This is a genomic window from Pedobacter sp. B4-66 (assembly GCF_018492665.1).
In the GTDB taxonomy this organism is placed as follows: domain Bacteria; phylum Bacteroidota; class Bacteroidia; order Sphingobacteriales; family Sphingobacteriaceae; genus Pedobacter.
This window is the reverse complement of record NZ_JAFVME010000008.1, coordinates 1-25,776: the sequence shown is the minus strand read 5'-3', so window position 1 is coordinate 25,776 and position 25,776 is coordinate 1. Positions and strand designations below refer to the sequence as shown.

General features: G+C 37.9%; 16 protein-coding genes. 8 read left to right on the top strand and 8 right to left on the bottom strand.

Annotation, left to right across the window (positions count from 1 at the left end):
- From J1905_RS14555 to J1905_RS14540, 4 genes are all read left to right on the top strand, one after another.
- A complete protein-coding gene (locus tag J1905_RS14555) occupies window positions 1-1,152 on the top strand; it encodes a sensor histidine kinase (protein ID WP_214228012.1) in 1,152 nt (383 codons plus the stop codon).
- 207 nt (window positions 1,153-1,359) lie between these two features.
- Entirely contained in the window at window positions 1,360-2,475 is a 1,116-nt protein-coding gene (locus J1905_RS14550) for a hypothetical protein (RefSeq protein ID WP_214228011.1), read from the top strand.
- A 63-nt stretch (window positions 2,476-2,538) separates the two neighbouring features.
- Window positions 2,539-3,282 carry a DUF4595 domain-containing protein gene (locus J1905_RS14545; RefSeq protein WP_214228010.1) on the top strand — a complete coding sequence of 248 codons (744 nt, stop codon included), beginning with the start codon at window positions 2,539-2,541 and terminating at the stop codon, window positions 3,280-3,282.
- Window positions 3,283-3,697: 415 nt separating this feature from the next.
- Window positions 3,698-4,015, top strand: a complete 318-nt coding sequence (locus J1905_RS14540) for a hypothetical protein (RefSeq protein ID WP_214228009.1) — start codon at window positions 3,698-3,700, stop codon at window positions 4,013-4,015.
- A gap of 35 nt (window positions 4,016-4,050) precedes the next feature.
- Here J1905_RS14540 and J1905_RS14535 read toward each other — a convergent pair whose 3' ends face one another.
- The 3 genes from J1905_RS14535 to J1905_RS14525 are packed head-to-tail and all read right to left on the bottom strand — an operon-like array spanning window position 4,051 to window position 10,004.
- Window positions 4,051-5,352 (bottom strand): TlpA family protein disulfide reductase, encoded by a 1,302-nt coding sequence (locus tag J1905_RS14535; protein WP_214228008.1) that lies wholly within the window; start codon window positions 5,350-5,352, stop codon window positions 4,051-4,053.
- Window positions 5,352-6,728: a RagB/SusD family nutrient uptake outer membrane protein gene (locus J1905_RS14530; protein WP_214228007.1), complete on the bottom strand. Its 1,377-nt coding sequence runs from the start codon at window positions 6,726-6,728 to the stop codon at window positions 5,352-5,354. The genes J1905_RS14535 and J1905_RS14530 overlap by 1 nt, the downstream gene beginning before the upstream one ends.
- 15 nt (window positions 6,729-6,743) lie before the next feature.
- Window positions 6,744-10,004 (bottom strand): SusC/RagA family TonB-linked outer membrane protein, encoded by a 3,261-nt coding sequence (locus tag J1905_RS14525; RefSeq protein WP_214228006.1) that lies wholly within the window; start codon window positions 10,002-10,004, stop codon window positions 6,744-6,746.
- Between the two features lie 609 nt (window positions 10,005-10,613).
- On the opposite strand from J1905_RS14525, the gene J1905_RS14520 reads away from it, so the two are divergent.
- Window positions 10,614-11,147, top strand: a complete 534-nt coding sequence (locus J1905_RS14520; protein ID WP_214228005.1) for a hypothetical protein — start codon at window positions 10,614-10,616, stop codon at window positions 11,145-11,147.
- 462 nt (window positions 11,148-11,609) lie between these two features.
- Entirely contained in the window at window positions 11,610-15,350 is a 3,741-nt protein-coding gene (locus J1905_RS14515; protein WP_214228004.1) for an NACHT domain-containing protein, read from the top strand.
- Between the two features lie 326 nt (window positions 15,351-15,676).
- Here J1905_RS14515 and J1905_RS14510 read toward each other — a convergent pair whose 3' ends face one another.
- The 3 genes from J1905_RS14510 to J1905_RS14500 all read right to left on the bottom strand — a co-directional run bounded on the left by J1905_RS14510 (window position 15,677) and on the right by J1905_RS14500 (window position 20,652).
- Window positions 15,677-16,522 carry an HNH endonuclease gene (locus tag J1905_RS14510; protein ID WP_214228003.1) on the bottom strand — a complete coding sequence of 282 codons (846 nt, stop codon included), beginning with the start codon at window positions 16,520-16,522 and terminating at the stop codon, window positions 15,677-15,679.
- Complete coding sequence (locus J1905_RS14505; protein ID WP_214228002.1) at window positions 16,519-18,606, bottom strand: AAA family ATPase; 2,088 nt, start codon at window positions 18,604-18,606, stop codon at window positions 16,519-16,521. The genes J1905_RS14510 and J1905_RS14505 overlap by 4 nt, the downstream gene beginning before the upstream one ends.
- 66 nt (window positions 18,607-18,672) lie before the next feature.
- Window positions 18,673-20,652: an ATP-binding protein gene (locus J1905_RS14500; RefSeq protein WP_250318103.1), complete on the bottom strand. Its 1,980-nt coding sequence runs from the start codon at window positions 20,650-20,652 to the stop codon at window positions 18,673-18,675.
- Window positions 20,653-21,228: 576 nt separating this feature from the next.
- Between J1905_RS14500 and J1905_RS14495 the strand changes: the two genes are divergently transcribed.
- Complete coding sequence (locus J1905_RS14495; RefSeq protein ID WP_214228001.1) at window positions 21,229-22,998, top strand: ATP-dependent nuclease; 1,770 nt, start codon at window positions 21,229-21,231, stop codon at window positions 22,996-22,998.
- A gap of 170 nt (window positions 22,999-23,168) precedes the next feature.
- On the opposite strand, the gene J1905_RS14490 is transcribed toward J1905_RS14495, so the two are convergent.
- Together J1905_RS14490 and J1905_RS14485 are read right to left on the bottom strand one after the other, a co-directional pair.
- Window positions 23,169-23,957: a hypothetical protein gene (locus tag J1905_RS14490; protein ID WP_214228000.1), complete on the bottom strand. Its 789-nt coding sequence runs from the start codon at window positions 23,955-23,957 to the stop codon at window positions 23,169-23,171.
- Between the two features lie 353 nt (window positions 23,958-24,310).
- The gene (locus tag J1905_RS14485; RefSeq protein WP_214227999.1) at window positions 24,311-24,841 is read right to left on the bottom strand and encodes a hypothetical protein; all 531 of its coding nucleotides are present in this window, start codon (window positions 24,839-24,841) and stop codon (window positions 24,311-24,313) included.
- Between the two features lie 289 nt (window positions 24,842-25,130).
- Between J1905_RS14485 and J1905_RS14480 the strand changes: the two genes are divergently transcribed.
- Window positions 25,131-25,776 (top strand): metallophosphoesterase (locus J1905_RS14480; protein WP_214227998.1); only part of this gene is annotated, 646 nt, incomplete at its 3' end.

Genomic DNA, 25,776 nt, shown 5'->3' with positions numbered 1-25,776 from the left:
ATGATTAGAGAAGATTTGCAAACTGAAGATTCTGAAAATTGCCCTTCGGACATTTTTCTCAGTGCATTTAAGTACTCAGGAACCGGAGTGGCACTAATCGGCTTGGATGGGAGCTGGATTGATCTGAACAATGCTGTTTGTCAAATCACAGGTTATACGCGGGAAGAGCTGTTACGATTGACTTTCCAGGAAATCACATATCCTGATGATCTGTCTCAGGATCTCGAATATGTGCAACAGTTGTTGGATGGAGAGATAGAGACTTACACCATGGAAAAACGCTATGTAACAAAAGAGCGTAAGGTGATATGGGCGATACTTACCGTTTCGCTTGTGAAAGAAGATAACCAACCCCCGTTTTTTATTTCTCAAATCATTGACATTGACAAGAAGAAGAAACTCTCACAAATGTTGGATGTTAAAGTCAGTGAACTAGAACTGACCAAACAGACACTTGATGGGAAGATCAGACAAATGGAGGAGCTAAATTATTCACTTACTCATAATCTCCGGGGCCAGCTTAAGAATTTACAGATGATTGCTCAGGCGCTGCTATCCAAAATCGACCCATCAGTTGCAGCCAATGAAGTTACTGATGTAATATCCGAACTTGAAGGACTGCAAATGCTTTCAAAATGTTCATCCAAGTTAGCAGATGATCTCGAAAAGTTAATGGCACTGACCAGTTCCAAACAAAATCCGGCATTGCATTTCACGCAATGTGATATCGAGCAAATGACAAAGGAGGTTCTTCTGCAGCTCAGCGCAACGATTTATGAGAAACAGGCTACATTTGCGATGAATTTTAATGTTCCATATTTGTCTGCCCCACCTGTTTATCTCGAAAGTATCTTGTATAATCTAATAAGCAACGCTTTAAAATATACCAGTATTTCCACATCACCGGAGATCAGTATTAGTACTCTGGAAACTGATGGCTGCAAAAGCCTCAGTGTAAAGGATAATGGCATTGGCATTGATCTCGATCGGTTTGGTAATCAACTCTTTCAGCTCAATCAGACATTTCATACGGGCTATGATAGCATAGGAATCGGACTTTTTCTTACCAAAGCCCAGGTAGATGCAATCGGTGGACGACTTTATGTAGAAAGCGCACCCAATAAAGGGAGTGCTTTTACGATATTTCTGTAATTATCTAGAAGATTTTCAGTAACTTAGTTATTGAAACTGCGGTTAGGGGCTCATGACCCAACCGGCCACAGTGTTTCCCGGTTCTATTTATAGGAAACAGAAGCCGCTTAACCAGTGTGCTGAACCGAAACAAATCACAACATCATTTTTAACGAAAAAACGGTGCACGGCTATTTTATGGGCGGCACCTCCATTATATTAACAATTATGAAGAATGAACTACATATTCTGACTTCATATGTAGGCATTCTTCTTGTAAATAGGCCTATATATAATAATGCGCAAGTGTTAGAGTCAGTAAAAGAAGAAATAGGGCGATTAAAAGAGGTTTTTTTCTGCAATTTTAATCAGGCTCAGGAGAGGTGTCAAATTAGAGAACTCTTAAACGTTAGTTATTTACACCTTACAGAACTATCAGATCGCTTATGGGAAAGGGCAAGAGTACATAACCCCATAGCAAGATCAGCTATGCTGATGGTGGGTTCTTTAATGGATTATATGACGAAGTATTATGGCAACTTTCTGGATAAAAACAATGCTTTAACAGCGTTTGAACGTTTCAAGTTAGAGCATAAGTTAATCCAGGATATGAGATCAATAGCAGTTTTGTTGAAGGAGAAAAAAGTGTCAGAACCACTAATTCACCAGGTACTGAAAGCTTTTCAAGATCTTTTTAGTGAATGTAAACATGGGGTATTGAGTTGTGCAGATCGGAAATACATTCAAGAATTCGTGTCGCAACTTTCGGATCTTGCCTATGATAAAAGGGATAAGGATTGGAATTTGCGAATAAGACGCTTGCTGATCAAGTATAATTTTAACCATATGGGGATTTGTAAGTTCCTTGAAATTGAGCTCGAAAAGCAGGCCATTTCGATTAAAAGTTATAAAAAACAGCATAGGCTGTTATACGAAAAGGGATTGTGGCTGGAGGAGATTCAGTGTGTTCAGGAAGTAGCTTACAATTGGAAAGCGATGAGTTTGATGGGGCTTTTGACCAGGCATATTTCCCGTTTAAAAGAGCATTTGAATGAACAAAGGTTGATTGAAGGTGCAGAAAAGGCTGTAAAGCTGAAGCATAACCTGAGCGTTGATGAAATGGCTTTAGAGTTTCATTATAATCATGGAGAGAAGGTTTACGACTACAGAACCAAAAGGGCTGCGGCAGAAGTATTCTGTAGTCACAATCAAAGTATCGGAACAACAGATGCTTCGTTAAACTCTTTTCTAAATTTTGATAGGATGAATCGCAGTGCTGCAATTAAGCTTTATCAGCGAATCGGCCGGATTCAAAAAAAACTTGCAGGAGATTTCGAACTTTAAATAATAATTTGATCTTATATGTATATTTAAATCGAATAATTAATTGTTTAAAAGATGCGCTCTATGAGTCTAAAACCTCTACTAACTGCCTTGGTCTGCTGTATGATCATTATTTCATGCTCAAAAGATAAATCGGGCGCCATTCCTGAAAATAAGTGTGATTATATCAAGGGAATGGTGTCGTTTAATTATCTGGGCGAGCCAGCAGACTGGACTAATATCACCTACGACAATGAAGGTAGGGTAGCCACAGTTAGCGGAGGTGGATCAGACCTGTGTATTTATAAATACACTAAAACAACTATTGAAGCACGTTCAACCGATATCAATGGCGAAAAAAATACAACAATCTATAATCTCGATAAGCAAGGCCGGATTGTTAAAGCTTCCGATAATAGTGAGTTCCGGTACAACAATGAAGGCTACCTTGTAGTTTATAAGTCTCCGGTGACCAATAATGGTGAGCAGGTGGGACTTGCGAATAATACTTTCACTTATGAAAATGGCAATCTGGTGAAAATCCATGTGCAGAATGGTACAGTCGATGGATCGAAAATTACCTTTACTTACTATGATAAACCTGTTCAGGAACTGATGGGCTATAACTCCCCTTTGATGATGGTTATTGGGCTACGAAACGAGCGGATGTTAATTCAGGCAGGCTTTTTTGGAAAAACATCACGGAACCTCATGAAAACTTATCGGTATGATGATGAGTATCCCAGGGATGACGTTAAGTATGAATACGATTCCAAAGGACGCATATCAATGATGACTAATTATAAGGTCGTTTATAATTGTGACTAGTTTTATTTTCAAAAATGGGTATGATTGAGTTTTGTACCCACTTTAATTTTTTCTGATCTTATAAACGTTGTTTTTACAAGCCTCATGAGGGTTTTGTTTAGACCCGAAATTCCTTTTTCTTATTGAAAAACTATACCCCTATTGCATTTTAATCGCTTTAGGGGCATATCTTACTGTACCCATCAGTTCAATTTTATTTCTACTCATTTGCTTTTGTAATATCAAAAAAATGGAAGCAAAAGTAAAAACCTCTAATCATGCGTTGGGATATCTGAGTGGTATGCATTTCCGTGTTAAGAGGAAGCTTCACAACCGTAAATATGCACTGTTTACGGGTGGCACCATCACGGTTTAATTAATGGAGCTGCCCACTTAAGGGGCAAAAAAAAATGATGTTAAATTAAAAATTAATAAGATGAAAAGTATAGATATTAAAAAAACCGCTTTGAGCCTTCTGGTAGCTGGCTTGGCGGTAGGATTCAGTGCATTTACAAATATCGGGAATGAAGGAAAGTTGGCTGACCTGTATTGGTTTGACAGTAATCCGATTGGAGATACCCAGACCAATCCCACTCAATATTTAAGTAGTGATAGTCCAATTTCACAACCGTGTTCAGGAGCAAGCGCAGCTTATTGTGCCAGAGGATTTACCCTAGCACAAACACACGTTGTTGGACTGTATAGACAACCTAATATTGCTTTCAATTTAGGGGCGCCGGCTAAGAAACCATAACAAAAATGAGGGGAGTATACAGCTCCCCTTATTTTTTACTTGTTTGTGATTACTATCATATTAATTTGTCTTTTCTCATTAAATAGCTTAAACCCGCTTTTAATTAGTTGAACATTTAGAACTTCAAGGTCAAATGGTTTAGAAATGTTTATTTTAATGTCAATTAAGTTGGTGTATTTAGTGTCATCTATTATAATGGGGGAGTTCTCCATGGTTATAAAGCTGATAAGGGTTGGTATAGTTATCCCCTTCATTGATATATTCGTCTTACTGGCGGAATAGCTCAAATCAAAATTTCCTGTTTTTGATTTAATATGATCTATTGAATCTATCCTTCGCAATACCAAACAATTTACTGAACGCATTTCGCAAAAGCTCTTGATTTTAAAAAAGCGATCGAGGTCTTCATGCATAATATTAAACACCTCATCATTTGTAAACTCTGGAGGCAGTATCAGTTCATAACAGTGTTGATTTTGTTGCTCCCATTTATACCTTTCGTCTTTGTCCCCATTAAACATATAATCACTAGTATTTATTTGATCAAACACAATGTGTTGGTTAAAGGGATCCTTTGCAACTCCCTTATAGAGGCTGTATTTAATTAATTCAAGAGCGGTTTGGTTAAGGGCATACACTCTTTTTCTATTACTGTCGAACTCCTTATTGATCGTGTAATTAATCCTGTTGTTGAATTTGGTGAGCAACGACCGATAGACGAATGCGGTATCAGTGCCCCCGTTACCACCAGTTAGCAGGGGCTTTGAATTGTTGAAATCCATTTGAAAATCTCTCTCCGGCATTTCCAGCTTTTCTCCCTTGAGTGATCTTTGTATGTTGTCATCATTTATATATTCCGTTGAGGACATGCTAAGAACCTTCCCCGCCTTGTTTATCCAAATGCAGTGAGGATATCCTACCGTTGGCAATAATTCAAACAGCTTATTCTGAGTGTTTTCGAACACTACAAAAGGGAGCTTTATTTCCATACCTATTTTTTTTCTATTCGATAAAAAATCCTTTACAACCTGCTGTTTGTGTAGAAATGATACCGGTATTATTACAACTTGATCTTTATATTTTTTCTGTAATATCTGGAGTTTAGGAAAGGCCTCCAGGCAAGAACCACACCACTTGTTCCAGTAATCAAGGATTACTATTTTTCCTCTGAAATCAGAGAGTTTCAAGTTTCTGTAAGAACTATCTAATACCATATTGAAGTCTATATCAGGAACAACGTCACCAACCTTTAATTTCAATCGTCTTTGCTGCTGACTCAAGGTAGAAAGGGATGAAAAAGCTATAACTATGAGTATGATGAATTTAAGTGTTTTCATTAGCGTTGATTTTGGATGATTCCTGTTAAACCAATAATTTCTTCAGGAATGGGGAGTGTGTATCTTGGATCATTTGGTGGAAGTGTATAGGTTTGGCCATTAGCTTTTCGAGTCAGTGTTATTGCGAAGCGTGGATCAAGGTTTAACCTTCTCAGATCTGTCCATCTCATGTTCCGCATCACCAACTCTTTTCTTCTTTCAGCTAGAATAATGGCTAATGCCTCATCGGAATCAGTTGCAACAAATGGTTTAAAAGAAGTTTTATCAAAGCGATTTATCATCAGTTCATTTAGACTTCTTAAAGCTTTAACAGGGTCACCCAATCTCGCATAACATTCTGCCTGCATTAAATAAACTTCATCATTTGCCAATCCGGTAAATGGGATTATTGTACCACGATAACTTCCTTTAAAAATGACATAGGATTCTTGAAGAGAAAAAAATCTGGTCTTTCTAAGGTCGTTTGCCTCGTATGAATTATACAGATCGTTATCAATTTTCGCATACTCAGGTATTAAACTAGGATAGTCGTAACTTATACCTGAGTGAAAAAGCACCTCTTTATTGAATAAAGTAAAGGTTTCGGATGCTTCAGGATTGATTTGATTATAATCCATAAGCTGATTGTTTAATTCCAGACTAGAGGAGGCGAACTGTAACGCCATGCTATAATTCTGCATGGTAAGGTAAGTGCGGGCAAGTAATGCAAATGCAGCAGTCTTACATGGTCTGGTTTGTACTAAGGGGTTGTTTGGTAGTAATGCTATTGCTTCGTTTAGGTCGGCAATAATTCGCTCATATGTTTCTTTCACAGTTGATCTGGTTGTTAATTCAGATATATCAGCGGTTAAACGTAATGGGATACCTGGTTCTGAGGAAGCAGTATTGCTTTTGTATTGCGGAGCAAATACCTGCGCTAGATTATAAAACTGGAAAGCGCGATAGAATAAGGCACTGCCTTTTATGTTATTATAGGATAGCTGATCTGTTTTGTCTTTGGGAAGTTTATTTAAAGCATCCAGAACGATGTTCGCATAAAAAATCACACGATACGGGCCAATCCAATTTTTTGTCCCCGGTTGAAATGGAATCTTTTTTGCCCATGTATATGCTGCACGATGGTAGTCGTCTGTATTTAAATAATCAGCATCTGTAATGTAATAATCATCTGTACTCAAAGCACCGATATGAGGATCTGAGCCGGCACTGTATCCTCCACTTATAATTAAGTCATTATCCAATAATGCCTGTAACTCGGGAAGAGTGCCTGGCACGACAAGTGAATTATCTGGTTTGGCATTAAGGAATTGCTTTTTGCAACTACAAACTATGGATAGGATACAGATTGCAAGTAGTATTTTTTTATATGTGTTCATGTTTCAAATAGTTAGTTAAAATGTGGCTGTTAAACCAAATGAGATACTTTTTGCTAATTGTGGACTGTAAACGTAGTTCGGGTCGATATTTAATTTATTTGCTGTCCATATGGTTCCAAGGTTGGTGATGTAAGCGGAACAGGTCAACTTTGAAAAGGGGAGACCTTTGATCTTTTGCTTTTCTAAGGTGTAGCCTAGGGTAATGTCCTGCAAACGAATATTGTCGGCCTTTTCAATTAAGGCCTCAGAGTACGCATAGAAGGTATCCCGCTGATCGTTGAAAGGATAAGCAAAAGATGGGACATTCGTCTTCAATTCATCTCCCGGCTTTTGCCATCGTTTTGAATAATCACCATGCCCGGTCCATGTGTTGGCCAGTAGGGTATAATTAACAGAATTATTCCTGAAGTAATACCCCAACTGGTAGCTGATATTGATAGACAGTTCCAACATTCCGAAGCTAAAAGTATTTCTCAGTGACCCGAATGAGGTAGGTTGTGCAGCGTAATGCTTCATATTGTCAAGTAAAGTCTCGTTTCTGATGGTATTGTAGTCGTTGCTTGGTACACCATTAATATATCCTCTGGGGTCGCCAGTCAAGGGGTCTAATCCAGCCCAGGGGTATGCGTAAATTGAGTATACAGATCTTCCTAATACAGGGTTCACCAGGAATCCTGATAGGTATGCTTTGCCATATAGAGAATTTGTTTGAGTGTATTTGGTAACGGTTGTTTTTGTATAGCTATAAAGTGCATCAGTTCTCCATTTAAAGCTACGGTTAAGGATATTGGCAGCTAGTTTTACATCTAGACCATGTCCTTTTATGCTTGCCAGATTGCCAAAGTAAGTGGAAGGCCCATCATTTATTGCAACTCCGGTTGTAGGGTCAATAGGGGCACTTCCAAGCAGATCATCTCCCTTTTTTCTATAATATTCAATACTTCCTGTAACAGAGTTTTTGATCAGGTTAAAATCCAGGCCGATATTTAGCTGTTTTACCGTTTCCCATTTTAATGTGCTGTTGGGCGGGGTTTGAATTTGCATAAATGGTAATCCTGTGTGGTCGGAATAGCCGATGTACATTCCGGTCGTGTAAGCAGAGGCTTGTTTAGAAACATTGCCCTGAGAGCCGTAAGTAGCTCTTAAATTCAAATATGGCAACCATGAAATTTTGTAAAATGATTCTCCGGAGAGTTGCCAAGCCAGTCCTGCAGACCATAACGGAACTTCCTGCTGGTTGGTTTTTACACCAAATAAATTGGATGCGTCTGTGCGGGCACTGGCAGAGACTGTATATAGATTGTTATATTGGTAAGATAGGTTTGCGTAGTTCGATATGTATCGATCTTTTAACCCGGAAATAAATGCTGAGTTTGGAATGGTTTTCTTATTGGAGCGTCTGCCAAAATAATATTGTTGCCACCTGTTTGAGAAATCTAAATTAGCTGATACGATACTTCCGTTAGCGTCATATCCATAATAGTTTGTGCCAAATCCATTTGTTTCCAAATTGCGAATTTCCCATCCTGCAATAGCTGTCAGGGTATGTTTGTTCATCCAGTTTTTGTTGAAACTGACTTGAGCTCTTCCCTGATGGGAACCAGTTTCAGTAACATCCTTATCCAGGATATTGCCCAGAGGGATTGGTCTTGTTAAGCCCTCATCACTTACCTGGGTAAAGTTGTTAACCAGATTTCTCGTATAATATGAATCGGCATTTCTGAGATCATGAGCAATAGATGTTGCCTTTAAATGCTGGTACTTTAAGGAAAGTGCCAGGTAGGGGAATAGCTGATAATTTATTCCCGTATTGAGCACCAATTCACGATTAGTCTGAGTTAGCTTTCTTCGGTTTATCTCCTCCAGAGGTTTGTCTTCCCAGTTAATCAATCCTTTATTTTGAGCAGATTGAGTAAATGCCTTCGTATAATCCCAATTTATAGGTAAAGCATTTCCATTGTCGTCGGCTAATTCAGCATAAGGATAAAGGCGGTGACTATTGGTGCTGGCCATATTGTATCCTGCATTTCTGCCTGTTTTGCTTGTTGCCTGAACATAATTTATTGATGCCTCTATCTGCAGTTTGTTATTAACGTTAAAGGTGTTTTGGGACCGGATGGTAATCCTGTTTTTGTTTTGACCTACAAGAGATGGTGTAGTATGATCATAACCAGAGGAAAGATAATAATTGATAAATTTTGTGTTTCCACTTAAGCCTACTGAGTGCCGTTGATCAACAGAATTCTGATAAAAATATTGGCTCAGGTCATTCATGACATTGTTGCCCTTTAGTGCTTCTAGTTGCTTATCCGCTTCAGATTCTGAAATTGTTTTATCCCGTTTTGCTCTTAACAGTTCTACTACCGGTGTAAAGGGAGGGAAGAGGAAGCCTGCATTATTTAGATCTTCATAGCTTTGATAAAAGCCTAAATCAAAAAGCTTTTTTTCTAGGTCAATAAATTCACTGCTTGAAATGACAGGGAATTTATCAAGCTTGGGCTTTCCAACACGAGTTAAGCTTGAAGATATCTGGACTTTAGGCTGTCCGTCTGTTTCCTTTTTAGTTGTAATAACAATTACTCCATTTCCAGCTCTGGCACCCCATATAGATGCCGCAGCGGCATCTTTTAGAATGGTGATACTTTCTATGTCGTTCGGATTAATCTGATCAATATTTCCTTCGTATGGAAAGTTGTTCAGTACGATTAGGGGGGTGGCATCAGCAAAAATGGTGCTTCTTCCCCGAATTGAATAGGTTTCTGAACTCAGTTCGACCTGACTTTTATAAAATCCGCTTGCCACGGTTTCTAGTTTATCCAAAATGTTGGAAGAAATCCGTCTGTTCAATAATTTCTGGTTTACTTGTTCAAAGCTCCCTGTGGCTCGTTCTTTTGGGATGTTCTGATAACCAGTACTTACTATTTCTACTTCTTTGAGGCTTTGCTCATTGGTTTCGAGCGCTATAATCAATGGTTTTTGTAAGGGAATTTGGATGCCGATGTTTTGGGTTTTGTAGCCAAGGAAGTTAATTGATAAATCATATCTGCCGTTTGGAAGCGTTAAGGTGAATTCTCCATTACTATCGCTGGTTACGTTTTGGCTTGTAGCAATGTTTTTTATTATGGCTCCAGCAAGTGTTTCGCCACTTGCTGCGAATATGATTTTTCCTTTTATGAACTGCTTTTTTGGTGATTTGTTATTTGTAGGCTCTTGAGCTTTGAGGCTCAAAATCGAGCAAAGCGTGGCCAGGACGATTAGTTGTATCGTTTTAAACATATTTGGTCTGTTGGTTTTTTGCCAACATGCCAGAATATGGAAACTGTTATGTGTAGACCTGGCATGCAGGCGGGTTAATTGATTCGGAAATTAAGCAGAAGTGCTTATTAGGGATAAGGGGTGCTTTTAGATTGGGTTTTTTGGTTTGAGCGCGAAGAGTTTGTCCAATGGGCTTATGCCAAGATTGTGTAACACAAAACTATCTCCCTTCCGGTTTTTGGAAGGAAATCTAAATTGAAAGTTAGTTTTGTTTAGTTTTGTCAATTCTCGTCATATTATAACGGGTCTCGGGTATATTTGACGCACGATACTGTAGTGGGTCCTATCTCCGTACTACTAGGTTCCAACACCTTCAACACGGTTACGATAGGCCCCATAGCTCTACAGTCGCACAAAAGTACGCATAATATTGCCATGGGTATTAACCTACCGTCTCGGTTGAATGCAAATGTTGGAATTTGTAGTCGAGACTCTTTAATTAATACTTATATGTAATCTAAGTCGAATATATAGGTTTACTTTGAAATTGACAAATAAAATTAATTCAAAATGTAAGTAAGTTCGCTTGAATTTAATCTTCGAGTATGGTGGATTATATTTAGGTCAAATATGGCTTACAAGGTAGATATCCCTAAAAATAGCTTGGGATCTTATTTAACATCAAAAGGTATTTCAAGCATAGATATTCATGCGAAAACTGGAATTCCCGCCGTTGAACTTAGCCAACTTCGAAATGGCTTAATTAAAGGAATATCGGGTAAAAAACTATTCTTGATTGTTAAAGCTGCGGATTTATACATGGATGAAGCACTAAAGCAAGTTTATCCCGATCTAAAGCTTGTAATTCAGGATCAAAAAAGTCTTGAGACTTCCATTGATACTATGAAGGATTTCTTCGATTCAATAGAGGAAAATACATTGCAGATAGTAGCAAATAAAACAAAGATACCTATTACGAGGCTGAAAAATATAAAGGCGAATAAAGTTAATCTATTAGCCCACGAACTTTATTTAATTGAACTTGCCACTAAAACGAACCCAGGTACTTTATTTCATATGCTTTACCAAGATTTGAAACTCACTACTCCTGAAGAAGAAGCTTGGCTTAGAAAAGAAGAAAAAATTAGAGGCAGTAAAAAATAACAATTGTTTTTAGGGGAGTTCATACTTATAGATGATTTTTAGATCAACCATTTATGATTTTATACCTTGTTAATTGGTAAGTCCTTAATGTCAATCCAGTATTCTTCTGTAAGATCATCATCAATATAAATTGGAGGTCTTTCTCCTTAAAATCTATGTGCACCATCATCAAGATTGAGTTCTTGTAGGTTCGTTGTTTTGCTATTTAAAACTATAAATTATCGAAAACCTGGCTCTTCTGTATCGGTTCATTAGTAAAGCTTTGGACGCAAGTCTCAATAATTCTACCTGTTTTGGATCTAAGCAGATGCCCTTAAGGCCTTTGTCAAAATCTTCAGGACGTTTCTTGGCTGGCAATTAAAAGTTAATATTCTCAGGTTTGACAAATCTTTTTTTCATATGTTTCTGCCGTTTTTGCTAGAAATATGATATATATTGGCCCAACCTAAATTACACTCGAACATGGACTATTTATATGAGAATCTCGGTGACGAGAGATTTCAAGAATTTTGTAATACATTAATTTCAAAAGAATTCACTAATATCCAAGCCTTTCCCGTCGGACAGCCAGATGGAGGTCGCGATGCCGTTGCATACTTTTCCAACTCGGAGCAAAAGGAATTCATAGTTTTTCAAGTTAAATTCGTTCGGAACGCGAACACTATTGCTGATCCGCATAAGTGGCTGACAAAGATCATTGAAGAGGAATCGCATAAGATTGCTAAGCTGATACCAAAAGGTGCATCAAGGTTTTATCTGCTCACCAACGTTAAGGGCACCGCACACCTTGATGTAGGATCAATTGATAAAGTAAATCAAATTCTGGGTGAACATATGCCAGTACAAGCCTTTTGTTGGTGGAGGGATGATTTATCTGCTCTTGTAAGTAAAGACCCTATTTTTAAATGGTCATTTCCCGAAATACTAAATGGGCAGGACATGCTTAATTCAGTCCTCTTTGACAATATAAATGAAAGTAAGGAGAGAAGATCCTCTGTTATCAAAGCATACCTGGTGGATCAATATGAGATGGACAATGAGGTGAAGTTTCGTCAAATTGATCTACAAAATAAACTATTTGACCTATATACGGATGTCCCGATAAGAGCCAAGAAAATTAATCAAAAGAATAAAATGGTGATTAGAACTGTTGATTATTTTGATAGTTTTTATAGTAGGTTGGTCAGATACGAAGACTATTTTCTTCATGAAACGGAACAGGTTGGCGCTGCTTATTTTCTTTTACACCCAAAAGTTCAGGCTAATATAAAAAAAATCCTATTAGAAGGCGGACCTGGTCAGGGAAAGTCGACCATTTCACAATATGTTTCCCAGGTACATAGGGTCAGACTTTTAGATAAATTATCTGATATTGCTTTGTTGCCTGAGGAGCTTATCCACACTCCAATCAGACTGCCATTTAAAATAGATTTGAGGCATATTGCGAACTGGGTTGAAAAGAAAAACCCTTACCTTAGCCGTTTAGATGATGACTTTTTCAATGGAATATGGAAAAATTCATTGGAGTCTTTTCTGATAGGGCATATTATCTACCACTCACAGATTGACAAATTTGATGTTAGTGACTTAGTGGCTATAGCTAAGTCAAGTAGCATATTGTTAGTCTTTGATGGATTTGATGAAATTGCGGACTTAAAAGTGAGGGAGACTGTAATTGATTTCATAAACAGCGGAATTATCAGGATTCAAGAGAATGCAAAATCTTTGCAGGTTATAATAACAAGCAGACCAGCCGCATTTTCAGATACCATTGGTTTTTCCGTCGACACATATCCACATTTTGAGCTTACGGATGTGACACCGAAAACGACTAAAGAATATGTAGACAGGTGGATTAAAGCGAGTAGGCTCGACAATCGTGAGTCATCTGAAATAAGAAGATTAGTCGATGAAAAGCTAAAGATGCCTCATTTAAAAGATTTAGCAAAGAGCCCTATGCAATTGGCCATATTTATAAGCCTGTTAAGAACTCGGGGCGAATCCTTACCGAATAAAAGGACAGCATTATATGATAGTTATATTGATCTATTTTTTAATAGAGAATCCGAAAAGAGTGCTATAATTAGAGATAATAGAGATCTTATCATAGATATACATCAATACCTTGCATGGTTACTACATTCAGAAGCCGAGCTATTAAATACTAATGGAAGTATTACTTTGGAGAATCTCAAGATCAAATTAAAAGACTATTTGAGTAAGGAGGGGCATAAGACTGATTTGGCGGATAAATTATTTCACGTAGTTGAAGAGCGGGTCTGTGCGCTTGTCTCAAGGGTTCAGGGTACTTATGAGTTTGAGGTTCAGCCTCTACGTGAATATTTCTGTGCGAAATTTTTATATAAGACGGCTCCATATTCACCCGCAGGTTTCGAAAAATCTGGCACTAAGCCGGAAAGGTTTGATGCAATAGCTAGAAATTTTTATTGGCACAACGTGGTGCGCTTTTTTGCAGGTTGTTTTGATAAGGGGGAATTGGCCACTCTCATCCAATCCCTAAATGAACTTCAACAAGACGAAATATTAAAGTTTACTAACTATCCTCGGATTGTGACCTCGCAGATATTGTCAGATTGGGTTTTCACGCAATATCCAAAACTTTTACAAAGTGTACTAAAATTGATTTTGGACGGCATAAATATTGGCAGTATTTTAAATCAGGACGAGCGAAAGAGTGAGCCAATAATGTTGCCTATTGATTGTGGTAGGGTGGAGCTTGTAAATGAGTGTTTTGATCAACTACAGCAATTTCCACCTAGTGATTTTGCTAAGGAATTGATCTTATTGATTAAAAATAATCCCTATAACACAGTCAAGTTATGGCATCAAAGATTAATCGCGATGGATGAGGAACAGAAGACAAAATGGCTGGGGTATGCATATCAACTTGGAGTTGTGTATACATTAGAAGATGATAAAATAGATGACTTACTTATAGATTGTGATGAAAAAAATAAGAAGATAAGGATTCAACATCTAATAAACGGAAATAAGCTCAATTACTTTGATGGGAATTTTTCTATGAAAGAAGCTTTGTTCAAAGGGATCTGTGCCTTAGATGTTCGTAGCTTCAGTAGTCGCCCATTGGAACACCCTGTAGATGTATTGTGTATAATATTCCATTCATATATCATGACAGAATTTGCAACTGGATCAGCATCAAATGTAAGTTACCTTACATTTTTAACCAATAGGTACAGGCCTTACAAAACGGTTGATAACTTTGATTTTGCAAAGCTTAATGCGAACGATCAAATTGATAAGAATATTTTGGAATTTTTCAATAAAATTCATTCAACTCTGATACTGACCAAAACGATATGGCTTAAAAGCTTAAATCCGTGGGTATCCTTGATTGATGCATTTGTTGACATGTTTGGAGAGAATTGGCTAGCGAAAAGAGCTTCCGTAATAGCAGCTGGTATTAGAAACAAGGAAGAAAGCTATGAAGAATTTAATGACTTGAATGATGCTACAGTTTCACTTACTAAGCGCGTTAGGTACGCAAGGCTTAAATCTGGAGTGCCAAAATTTTGGATTGGTAGCTTAGAAAAATCACAAGATAAGATGTTTACGCTTCTGGTATTGTTATGTTGGGGAACTCCTAAAACCTTAATTTCCCTAATAGATAACATAGATTTGGAGGTGAACAATTTAACTCAGGAGGATTATCTTAAGCTACTAATGACTTTGGGTAATTCATTGTCTTCGACTTTGAGCTTGCTACAAACTCAAGCGTTTTTTAAAGATATCGCCAATAGAGGTGTTTCAGATGAAACAAAACTGCTTTTAAGCGTTCGTGGTGAAGATAATGAACGTATGAAGTTCATCAATCATAACATTATAACCTATACGTTCAAAACAGCTGAGGCGGCAAGTATATCATTAGATTATTTAGTAAATGACTACTTAAAGACCCCTAAAGACGCAGAAAAATTAATGAAAGTAAAGATAGCGTACCAATCAAATACCACCTTTGTTAAATTCACTACTTATTATTCCCACATGAAAGATAGCGTGCAGATTCCTTTGGAATTGGCAAAACAAATAATGCTGGATCCTAAAGGTTACCCTCGCATAATTGGTTCTCATGCTGAAAAATCTTGTAGACAGTTTGCAAATAAAAATGTAGTTCCTGTAGGTAAAATTGCCGAAGAAATGGGGTGGTTTGATGCAAACTAATTTATGGGTAGTCGTAGCTATCTAATCAGATTAATTGGAATTATTATTCATAGAGGCTTTTTAGTTTAGAGTTTGGTAAAGAACAAATATGATCACTAAAGGGCCTGCAGGATGCTGGACCTTTAGTGTTGGGAGTAAAGCTTGGAGATCTTTTGCAGGAGCTTTATGTATAGGTCGGACTCTAGGTTGTCCTAGTTTTGCTTGCCACAAGATCTTATCCACGTTATAAATTAACGCGCTCAATGGTAAATGTGTTAAACAATATGTGGATAGCAAAAAGGTGTTTGCTAAATGGGGATTGTTCTGTCTAAATTGTTAAATCCTTTTTATATTAAAACCAGTTTGACTTGGGCTAGGTGGTTTGCCAGGGTTTGATAAATAATGGCTTCAAAATAGTTCACTCCGTATGTCCTACTCCTATTTAAAAATTGGCTTCCTAAAAGATCGGTGATTACTTGATCTGATAAACCAGCTATTACATATGTCAGAATCAGCTGTATTTCAGTTGACAACCGATTATTCAAACTATCATCATAAGCGGCCAATAAGCCAAGATTTTCAAAATGGGAACTAGCTACCTGAAAATCACGTCTCGCCATTGCAACTGGTTTTCTGAGAAAATGCCGAATGCGAGGAATACTCCCAGAGCCATTAAAAATTAGCTCGGAATAAAGAAACTGGTGGTTTAATATATTATCGTTGTAATAATGAATAAATTGCCTAAGAGTCCCATTCCGCCATAGTTCGTCTTTTTTATTATTACAGTCATAACAACAGGGAATAAGGTTTCTAACGAACATAGCATATTCAGGAAATTCGTCTTTCGGGATATAATGGTCCAATGTTCTTGGCCTATCCAGCATGCAATAGGGGCAGAGGACTTTCAGTACATCGGGCTGGATAGCAAATATATTTCCCTTTACAAAGCTAGATGATGCAGTTTCGTTTTTGTAACATCCGATTAGATGCGATCTCTCCCTTTCCTCAGCAAGAGTAAATTCTGACCCAGCCTTTGCAGATAGGGTAGAGAATCTTGTCAGGTATTCGTTAAATGTGCCAAGGACACGGGCTGTAATCGGTGTAAGTATGTTTTTCGCTTTATTTTGTTTTTCGCCAACAATTGTCAGAAAGAATATATGTTCGTTGATTTGATAACACTTAGAATTTATCATCTGTCGTTACCTCCTATGATCATTTTCAAATATAATTGAGCGTTTAGGCTCAAGCGATTTTCAAAAAGTTTTAGGATTTGTTCAAAAGTTTTCTCCTGCGCAAGGTTTCGAAAGGTATGTTTGTAGATTTCTTCTTCTTTGTCGACATCAAAAATAGAATTGTTTATGTTGGTGAGATTTTCGCCAAAACATTCAATTGTTGGTGAGAAAATCAATGGCATGTTTCCTTGCCTTTGGAATACCCGAATGAATTTTGAGGGAATCTCCTGCAGGATTACCGGAGAATGGGTGGCAATGATACAGAAAGAATTGTACTGATGTAGAAGGATATTAAGCGCGTTCAAAATACGGCTGACGATGTTCGGATGCAAATGAGTCTCGGGTTCGTCGAAAAGGATAATCGAACCATTATCAATCGTAGCAAGTAGTCTGGTAAAAAAGTGGAATGTGATTTTTTGGCCAGAGCTAAATATATCGTCAATAGTCGCTGTAAAATCACTAAGAGTAGTCGCGTCGAATGCATCTGTGTGAACTTCGATGTTTTCTAGATCAAGCGCCGAATTGAGGATGTTGTACCAAAGATTTTTACGATCCCTATCTTTTATGAGTTCACGGTAGGAGCTCCAAAGCTCCTTGTTGTTGCGCTCGGAGTCGAATACTCCATCCTTATCTTTAAGACTGATAAGTTCATAATTGATGTCCTGCTTTTTTGGGATTCCAAAATTGTCAAACAAGCTGAAAGATATTGCCTTGACTTGCGAAAAGATAGGTCTTTCAGGGTAAAATAATCCGTCCTCAACGCTATTAGCAAGTTTTTTTGCTAGTTGGGACAGGTATTTTGTTTTTCCTGTTCCATTTTTACCGATCAGACAAAAAAAACGATTTGGAAGTGGGTCATCTTTGGTAAAGTTAAAATCGACTTTATGCATGTCCAAAGCCTTTGGCAGTTGAAAAGAGAAGCTGAACTTGAAATCTTTACTCTCCCTACCCACTCCCAAAAGTAGAAGGTTATCATTATTGGTGCGGAATAAGTTTTCAGCCTCGCTACTTCTGAGCAACGACACCCTAAACCCAGCCTCGTTAAAGAAGCGATTATTAAGCCGAGTGTCAATGGTGCAGTCATTCAAGGCGCGTAAGACTTGTTCGGGATCAAAAGGGAGCTCGTCCCGGATCGTATCATAATATCTGGCTGATTGTCCCAGAGATATGAAGCTGTCACTCAGATCAGTAAACTCTTTAGGAAGCCTGGTGTATTTTTCACCTTCCATCAATATCTTTACCTGCCCAAATGGTGTCCGAGTATTTATGTCCTTATAATAGAAACAATTGAAGGATGTATAGTAACCATTGTCGTTCCATGAGGTCTGGATAAGGATAATTGATGGGTATGTCCAGTTTGGAGAGGGCATGTCTTTGTAATCTTTTTGATAGAAATTTAACTTAGAATTTTCTATGCTCCTATTTTCCCAAATATCAAAGGCCTTCTCGAGTATTTCCTGTTTGTGAACTTGTCTGATTCCCTGTTGGAGTTTATATTGGAACACCTCGCTTTTAGGCAGGTCATGCCATTCTACATTGACAAATTTTACCCAGTTCTCATAGGGAATACTATATTTTTCAAAGTCTTCTTCAAATGCCTCGACTTGTTGGACAGGTTTTAGCCGATCTTTCACTTTTGCAATTGCATAAACTGTGAATCCTTCTGTTACTAATATCAGGTCTCCTATATCGTATGGATAGTCATCCACGCCGATTGCAATTTTTTCTCTTTTTATAAAATTAAAGAAACTTGAATTATTAGCTTCCCAGTTACATCCAAGTTTCCATACTTTATTTTTTCGTAAGATTTCAAAACCAAGCTCAATAAAACGTTTATTTACCCTTTCGCCTCCGTAAATTCTTCCCAACTCACTACTCGTCGCAAGCTTGTATGCAATACGAAGTATTTCTTTGGGTGGGTAAGCATTACCATCTACAATTAGATCATAACCTGTAGACGTAGCCAACTTCCTATTTTCATCAATTACTACTGTAATTGCCTCAAATACGTGGCGTCTTTCAATTTTTCTATAAGTACTATCCATTTGGATGGTTTTTGGTGAGCGTTGGCTTTTGTTAATATAGAGATGCTAAAAATACGAGATCAACATTTACGTATTTGCTTTGGCATTAAGCTTGATGATTTTTGTCAGTTCATCTGATACTTTGACATCCAAATTTATACCCTTTGATTTCAATTCGTCTTTTATTGATTTTTGATCAAACTCCAGTTTGTCCAACAGGAATTTGTGCTTTGTAGTAAAAGTGCGGAATAAATCATCCCAGGACATAGCGAAGATTTCCATATTTCCTGATGATTTTACAAGGTATCGCTTTCCCTTATCCTGAAATGCTAGGTATTCCTTTTCAATATAGTCGTCAACTTTATTGCTGATTACGAAAAACCTCCATCTTCTGGTCTTTGAATTGAATTGTTCCTGCCTTGTAATGTAATCCATGTAATCATCTATTTGTCGCAACTGTTCCTTTCCGATTGTCACACTCGGGCGCTTCAGTTCGACCATAATATTTTCTTCGATGTCATCATCATGATTGTATCCATCAGGAATACTACGTTGGCGGCACATAAATATATCTGGGCGCCTATTTTTTTCAATGTCGTTACTTTTCTCTATAGATTTATCTTCTTCTCCGTCGAGAATATTAAGGTAGTTAGCTAAAAGTTTTTCGAATCCTTCATTAGAGGACACCAAATGAAATTGTTCACCAAATAACCAGTAGTTTTCTGCTATGGCATGTTGTATATGATCACGCTCATTGGTGAATTTTTTTAGATCAAAGACCAGTGTTCTCAAAAGTTCTACTGTTCGGAAACGGCTTTCGATCAGGTTAATGGTTCTGGTAATCCTGCCGAAGGAAGTTTTCTGCAATAGAATGGCTAAGTTTTCTCTTTCCTCTTTTGAAATATTGACAATTCCCTCTAGGATCGAAAGAATGTTTTCCCTTTCATCAGTATCGAGCAAGAGGTTTATAAAGCCGATGCTTGTGCGTTCTTGGGTTTCGTTCAAGCCTTTGAATATTTTTGGCTGGATACAGTAAATTTCCTTTACAACTTCGATTAGGTCTTTCTTTTTCGCCTGTTCATATTTGTTATCGCTGAAATAGGGGATAGCTCCTGTACGCTCAAAACGCTCTATCAGTTCGTCAGCGGCGTTGCCTCTGATGAATAATTTCTGTTTTTCAGCAACAATCTTCTGCAGCTCTTTGTAAAGGGTTTTATAAACATGGCCGACGTTGTTTGAACCAAATATCCTGGTTGCGGGTTCGACCGAATCCGAATGGATGAAATTGTTGAAAAACGTTGATTCAACGTAAAGACTGTGATAAAAATTTATTGCGTTGTTATTGAAAGAAGTGAGGGATTTTGAGACTTCTCTTTTATCGTCGTTAAGGAAATAGTAGTAATATTTATCTCCAATCTTTTCCATCCATCTTACATAAGTAATTTCAAATTTATGCTTGGTCCCATCAGCATCTGTGATGAACATAGGTATTTCTTCACTGTCGGCAACAATTCTCTGGTATTCAATCGGTTCCCCGTTAATGCTTAGCTTGTAGTTATTCTTTTTATTTAATAGTAAAAACCAGCCAAATTCGTTTTCCAGGTATTTTATGAAATCGACGGCCTGAAATGAAAATCCGGTTACCCCATGCAGATTCGTTAGAGTCAGCGTGGTTCCTGTAGCACCTTTATCACTACTTATTTGATTGTCGTTTTTGTAGACATCTTTATTATTCGCGCTGATGGTGATATCGTAAGTGCAGTATTTTGATGTTGCTTGGTCAAGAAAAGTCGTTTGCCACTTGGCATCATAAGCAAGTGCGATGAACGAAAATCTACCTTTACCTTTTTTCCCTTTTGTATAAGACGAACGCTGGTAGGAATTTCGTTTGATCGAATCTAGGAATGCCCCAAAGGTCTCATCCAGATTGCCAAGATTGATACCCGTTCCATTATCTATGATGCTAAGCCAGTGTATGGTCCCTATCTGATTTGTGTCAAATACGATATTCACTTCGGTTGCGTTTGCATCATAGCCATTCCACAACAGCTCACAGACCGCTTCCATATAGTCTTTAGTAATTCCAGCGGAGTCAACACTGTTGTTATTGATGCTTACCTTATTATCCATTCTCTGAGCGTTTTTTGAATTTTCTAAATTAAGATAAATAGTCTTTAAATTTCTCATCACTTTTCAGATTAATTGATTGCGTAAAATAAGCTAAAAATATTAGTATTTTTAGCTATTGTGCTAATTATATTGGATAATGTGCGTATTCGTAGATTTCTTTGCGTTGAATAAACTTGAACAGTATAGGTTTAGCACAGCGTAAGGAATTGATATGAAGTAGACAGAGCTCTCATCTGATATTCCCGATAACATTCTTGAATATATTAGGGCATTGCTCGATCAGCTATAATACTCTTAATTTTAGTGTTGGTTAATCTACTCAACAATAGGGGGATTAACCACTGTCTTTTCGTGTTTATACAGATACAGCTATTGGATCATTTGGTAGAGTGAATTTGAAAATAAATAGTAATTTGGCTAAGTTAACTTCCCTTAATCGCAATCTGGTCAGGGGGAGGGGTGAAGTAAAACCGACTCCAATAAACTTTAAATAACGTAAACTCAAAATATATAATGGGACATATTATCAGTAGTATCACAATAGAGAATTTTAAGTCAATCAAGAATCATAGTTTCGAGTTTGAAAGCTTTACACCCCTTGTTGGTTACAATAATGCTGGTAAGTCTAATATTCTGCAGGCAATCAAGTGGGTTCTGCGCAAGTCATCACTTCCTACAGCGTTTTTTAATGATGTAGGTAATTCAATCGTTGTGACGGCCACTATTGATGGGATTACCGATCAGATCCTGCAGAATATTGATCAGCTTCATCGGGCGAGGATAGAGCCTTATCTGGTTGCCGACCGACTGACTATTAGGCGTATCCAAGATATTCCAGGACAGGCTGTAGGCGGGATAAAGCTGATGGTCCTTAGTCCAGTTGATGGGACAACATGGGACAATAATCCCGCTGGAATTGATAATGCGATAAAAGACCTCTTTCCTGAGCCCATCCATATTGCGGCAATGGATAATGCGGAGGATGATGTGAGCAAATCGAGTGCATCCTCAACCATTGGAAAGCTTTTGGCTGAAATGATCGAGCCTATTGAAATGCAATACGGAGATCAGGTCAATACCGCTCTACTGGGGCTCAAGAATCTTTTGGATGTTGATGGGATTAATAGGGCACCAGAATTGGGTGTGTTTGATAATGAGGTGAGTGCGAAACTTGATGCATTTTTTCCAAATATTAGCATAAAGGTGCACATTCCTACTCCTGAGCTTAAGGAGGTTTTTAAGAAAGGAACCATTAAGGTTTTCGAGGATGGTGTGCTTAATCATAAGGATGTTGGTGCTCTAGGACATGGCGCGCAGCGTTCGATTCAGATGGCCCTGATTCGTCACTTGGCAGATTTGAAGTTGGCTAGTCAGGTCAACCTGACAACGACTTTGTTGTTGATTGATGAGCCTGAGCTTTATTTGCATCCCCAAGGGATAGAGATATTGAGACAGTCTCTTAAGATTCTGTCCGAACAAGGATATCAGGTGGTATTTTCTACACATTCGCCTTTTATGATTACTACAAAAGATGTTGGTAGTACGATTTTGGTGAGAAAGAGCTTAGGTTTGGGCACACACAAACGGCAATCTCTTAAGGCGGCTGTACCAATGATTGAGGCTAATGCTAATCACCAAATTTCCATTGTATATTCTTTGACAAATTCAAGCAACATACTCTTCTCTGAAAAGGTGATTTTGGCCGAGGGGAAGACGGAAAATCGTTTGCTTCCGCTAATCATCGAAAAGGTTATGGGATGTAGTTTACTTCATCATAAGACAGCATTCGTTAATATGAATGGATCGGGTAATACCAAAAAGACTATGCAGGTTTTACGCGTAATGGATTTACCAGTGAAGACTTTGGTTGATTTGGACTTTGCAATGAAGAAAGGAATAGATGAGGGTTATTTGGTAGCGGGTGACGTGGATATCTTGGCCTGTAAGACAGAACTTGCCAATATTGCTAATGCAAATAATATAACTATTGGGCCGGATGGCTGGCCGGAAAAAAGTCAAGCCGTGACTGCGGCAGAGGCTTTCGCAATATTGGCCAAATCTGCTTCGATTGCGACTAATCTGGAAAATATTTGTACTAAGATGAAAAGTCACAATATTTGGGTCTGGAGAAAGGGGACGATTGAGGATCATCTTCATTTGTCAGGCAAGAATGAGGTTGTCTGGGCAGCATTTGTGAATAGTTTGGATAATAACACCCTAGCAACCATGTTGCCAGGTGATCATACTGAAATACAGAATTGTATTACTTGGCTACTTACTTAGTGCTGTTTATAATTCACTAAGTGATCTTTACTTTGCTTTCTGAAATGGTGCTAAAACTCTATAAAATATCTAACTAATATTAACAATCGAATAAAACGCTTCTACATGAAAATTACAGAGGAAACAAGAAAGGCACTACAAGAAGGGATAATTTAATCACACTATCATTGCTAATTTGCTTTGAATGACATTCTTTTCCAGCGTTTAGTATTACTTGCACTTACGACTCCCGGTAGCATAAATGCTTTTAATATGGCTGCAGGATTGAATGATTTATTGTTAATTACTGAATTGCCAGAGAAGGTTTCTGTAATATATTGAAGGGTAAGTGTTATTATACACAGGCACCCTGCTTCAGCATCAAAGCTGAATTCTGCAGGAGGTATAACCTCGGGTTTATACTTGTACTTTATTTCAATATATTGAACGTCTTGCACTAAATAGCGTTTGTTTTTGAGGTCGAACAAGGCAACCTGAAAGGCTAAAACACATTTCTTAGCGCTAGAAGGGAACCTTAATTCTTGGGGGATCTGCATCTCGGGTACAGCTATTTTAATCGCATTGTTACTTGCAGTAACCGATGGCTGAGCGAAAAACCGATCTCTTACGGGGGATGTGTTATTAAATTCAAAACCATTAAACCTGTTGAAGGGTGCAATAGAGAAATCGAATACTTTTGTTCCGGGAACAATAGCTGCATTAAGCACTTGCGTGGTTTCGCCTGTAAACCGGGAAATCATCATGCTATCATATTGGCCAATAGTTGGTGAAAGCGCAACTCTTATGTCGGCCGCCAAATTGCTAGCCTTTCCAAAAGTGGTTGACGCATTTTTGGTATTCTGAGTTTGTTTTATTTTCTTTTTTTTGGTTTTACCTTGAACGATTTGCTCATCGCGAACCTTTTTAAAAACGACATCGCCAACGGTGCCTCTTAAAAATTTGCCATCAAATTTTCCCATACTTTGTTAGTGTTTAAAATTAAGCGTGCAGAATGGTTTGGTAACGGCTTGATAGAAAGGAACTATGAAGTTAATGAAAGTGAAAGACAAGTCCAAGGTTTTCTCGGGAATACATGGACTCACCATGGACTTACCATGGACTCAACATGGACTTTGACCAAAGGATGGTCGAACAGTTTTTCGACATGTATTGTGTTTTCAAAATTAGCGAATATCCGCCTTTTGTGGATCCGACCCTTTTAATTATTTCTGTGCCATAACAAAAAGACTTTTAGAAAGATTGGGGGGTAAGGATGTTGATTCCTGCTGATCCGGTACGTTTGACGCAAGGGTTTACTCGAGTCATTTGATGCTTAGCTTTTCTCTTCGCTGGTTTCATCATTTTTAATGTCGGTATTTTCAGGTTCGTCAGTTTGGCTGTCTGCTTTGTTAATGGCAATTCCATTGAAGCTAAGTGTTTCTCCGGGATAAGGTTCTGGAAGCTCAGTGCTGGTGATGTCGGGATTTACGATGGCTAGCTTTCCCTTTGTGTCGACAAATAGGCCGAAGTAGTAGCTGGATTCGCCGATTCGTATTATATCCCTGCGTTCTGATTCATGTAGGGCAACCATCCAGAATATGGGTAGGGGGTCATTGAGCCTAGCTTTGGCTTCGGAGTAGGTTTGGTCCCAGTCGCTGCCAACTTTGGAAAGCAGGAATTTGAATAGTGGGGTGTAGTCGTATCCGTGTTTGCCGCTGTTCATCGGTTTATGGTTGCGGTCGTCGTTCAGAAATGCCTTGGTATGCCTTTCATAGCGGTACTCACTTCCTTTCCTTACATTGTATTTGCTTGACAGGGATACTTTGTTTTCTTTGCGGTAGAGCGGCTTAATCCTGTTGCTCATGGTTTGTTGTTGCTGGTTGTGTTGACTAAATGTAGACAAATAGGATGTATAGCGTTAATTGTTTCTAACACGAATATAAATATAACATCATTCTACTTTTTTGTAGTTTTATATTTAATCGAATAGAACGCTTCTGAATGAAAATTAAAAAAACAACATTCGCCAGAGATGAAGTAACAAGAGAATATTTCTCAATTGATTAGTTTACGAATTTAAATAGTATGTATAGAATATTGTGTTCTAAATGTAAAGCAGAACTTGATAAGTATGGTAATATCATCTCTTAAAAATGAGAATACAGATTATTAGCGATCTACATCAAGAGTTTGGGATTTCAGATCTGAACTTTAAAAATGCTGACCTTGTCATTTTATCTGGTGATACCAATCTTGGGACAAAAGGGGTTGAATGGGTTAAAAAATATATTCCAAGCATACCTGTAATTTATATTATTGGTAATCATGAGTACTACAAAGGTTCATATCCAAAGACGCTCCATAAGATCATCGAAGCATCAAGGGACTCAAATGTAACCGTTCTTGAAAATAACAGAATTGAGTTCGACGGGATAAGATTCCATGGCACAACCTTATGGACTGACTTTTCGTTGTTTGGAAATCCAGTTGAATATGGGATTATCTGTCAAGCTAAAATGAATGACTACAAACAAATTCGTCGAGATCCTTCCTATTCTAAATTGAGATCTATAGACACCTATAAGATTCACCAGTTTTCAAAAATATGGTTGGAGGAAAGTCTGGAAGAATCTAAAAATTATAAGAATGTGGTTATTACACATCACGCACCTAGTATAAAATCGGTTCCTGAATTATACAGAAATGATCCAGTAACTTCGGCATATGCTTCTAATCTTGAGGATTTGATTTCGAAATATAATCCGCTGTATTGGATACATGGGCATATTCATACTCCAA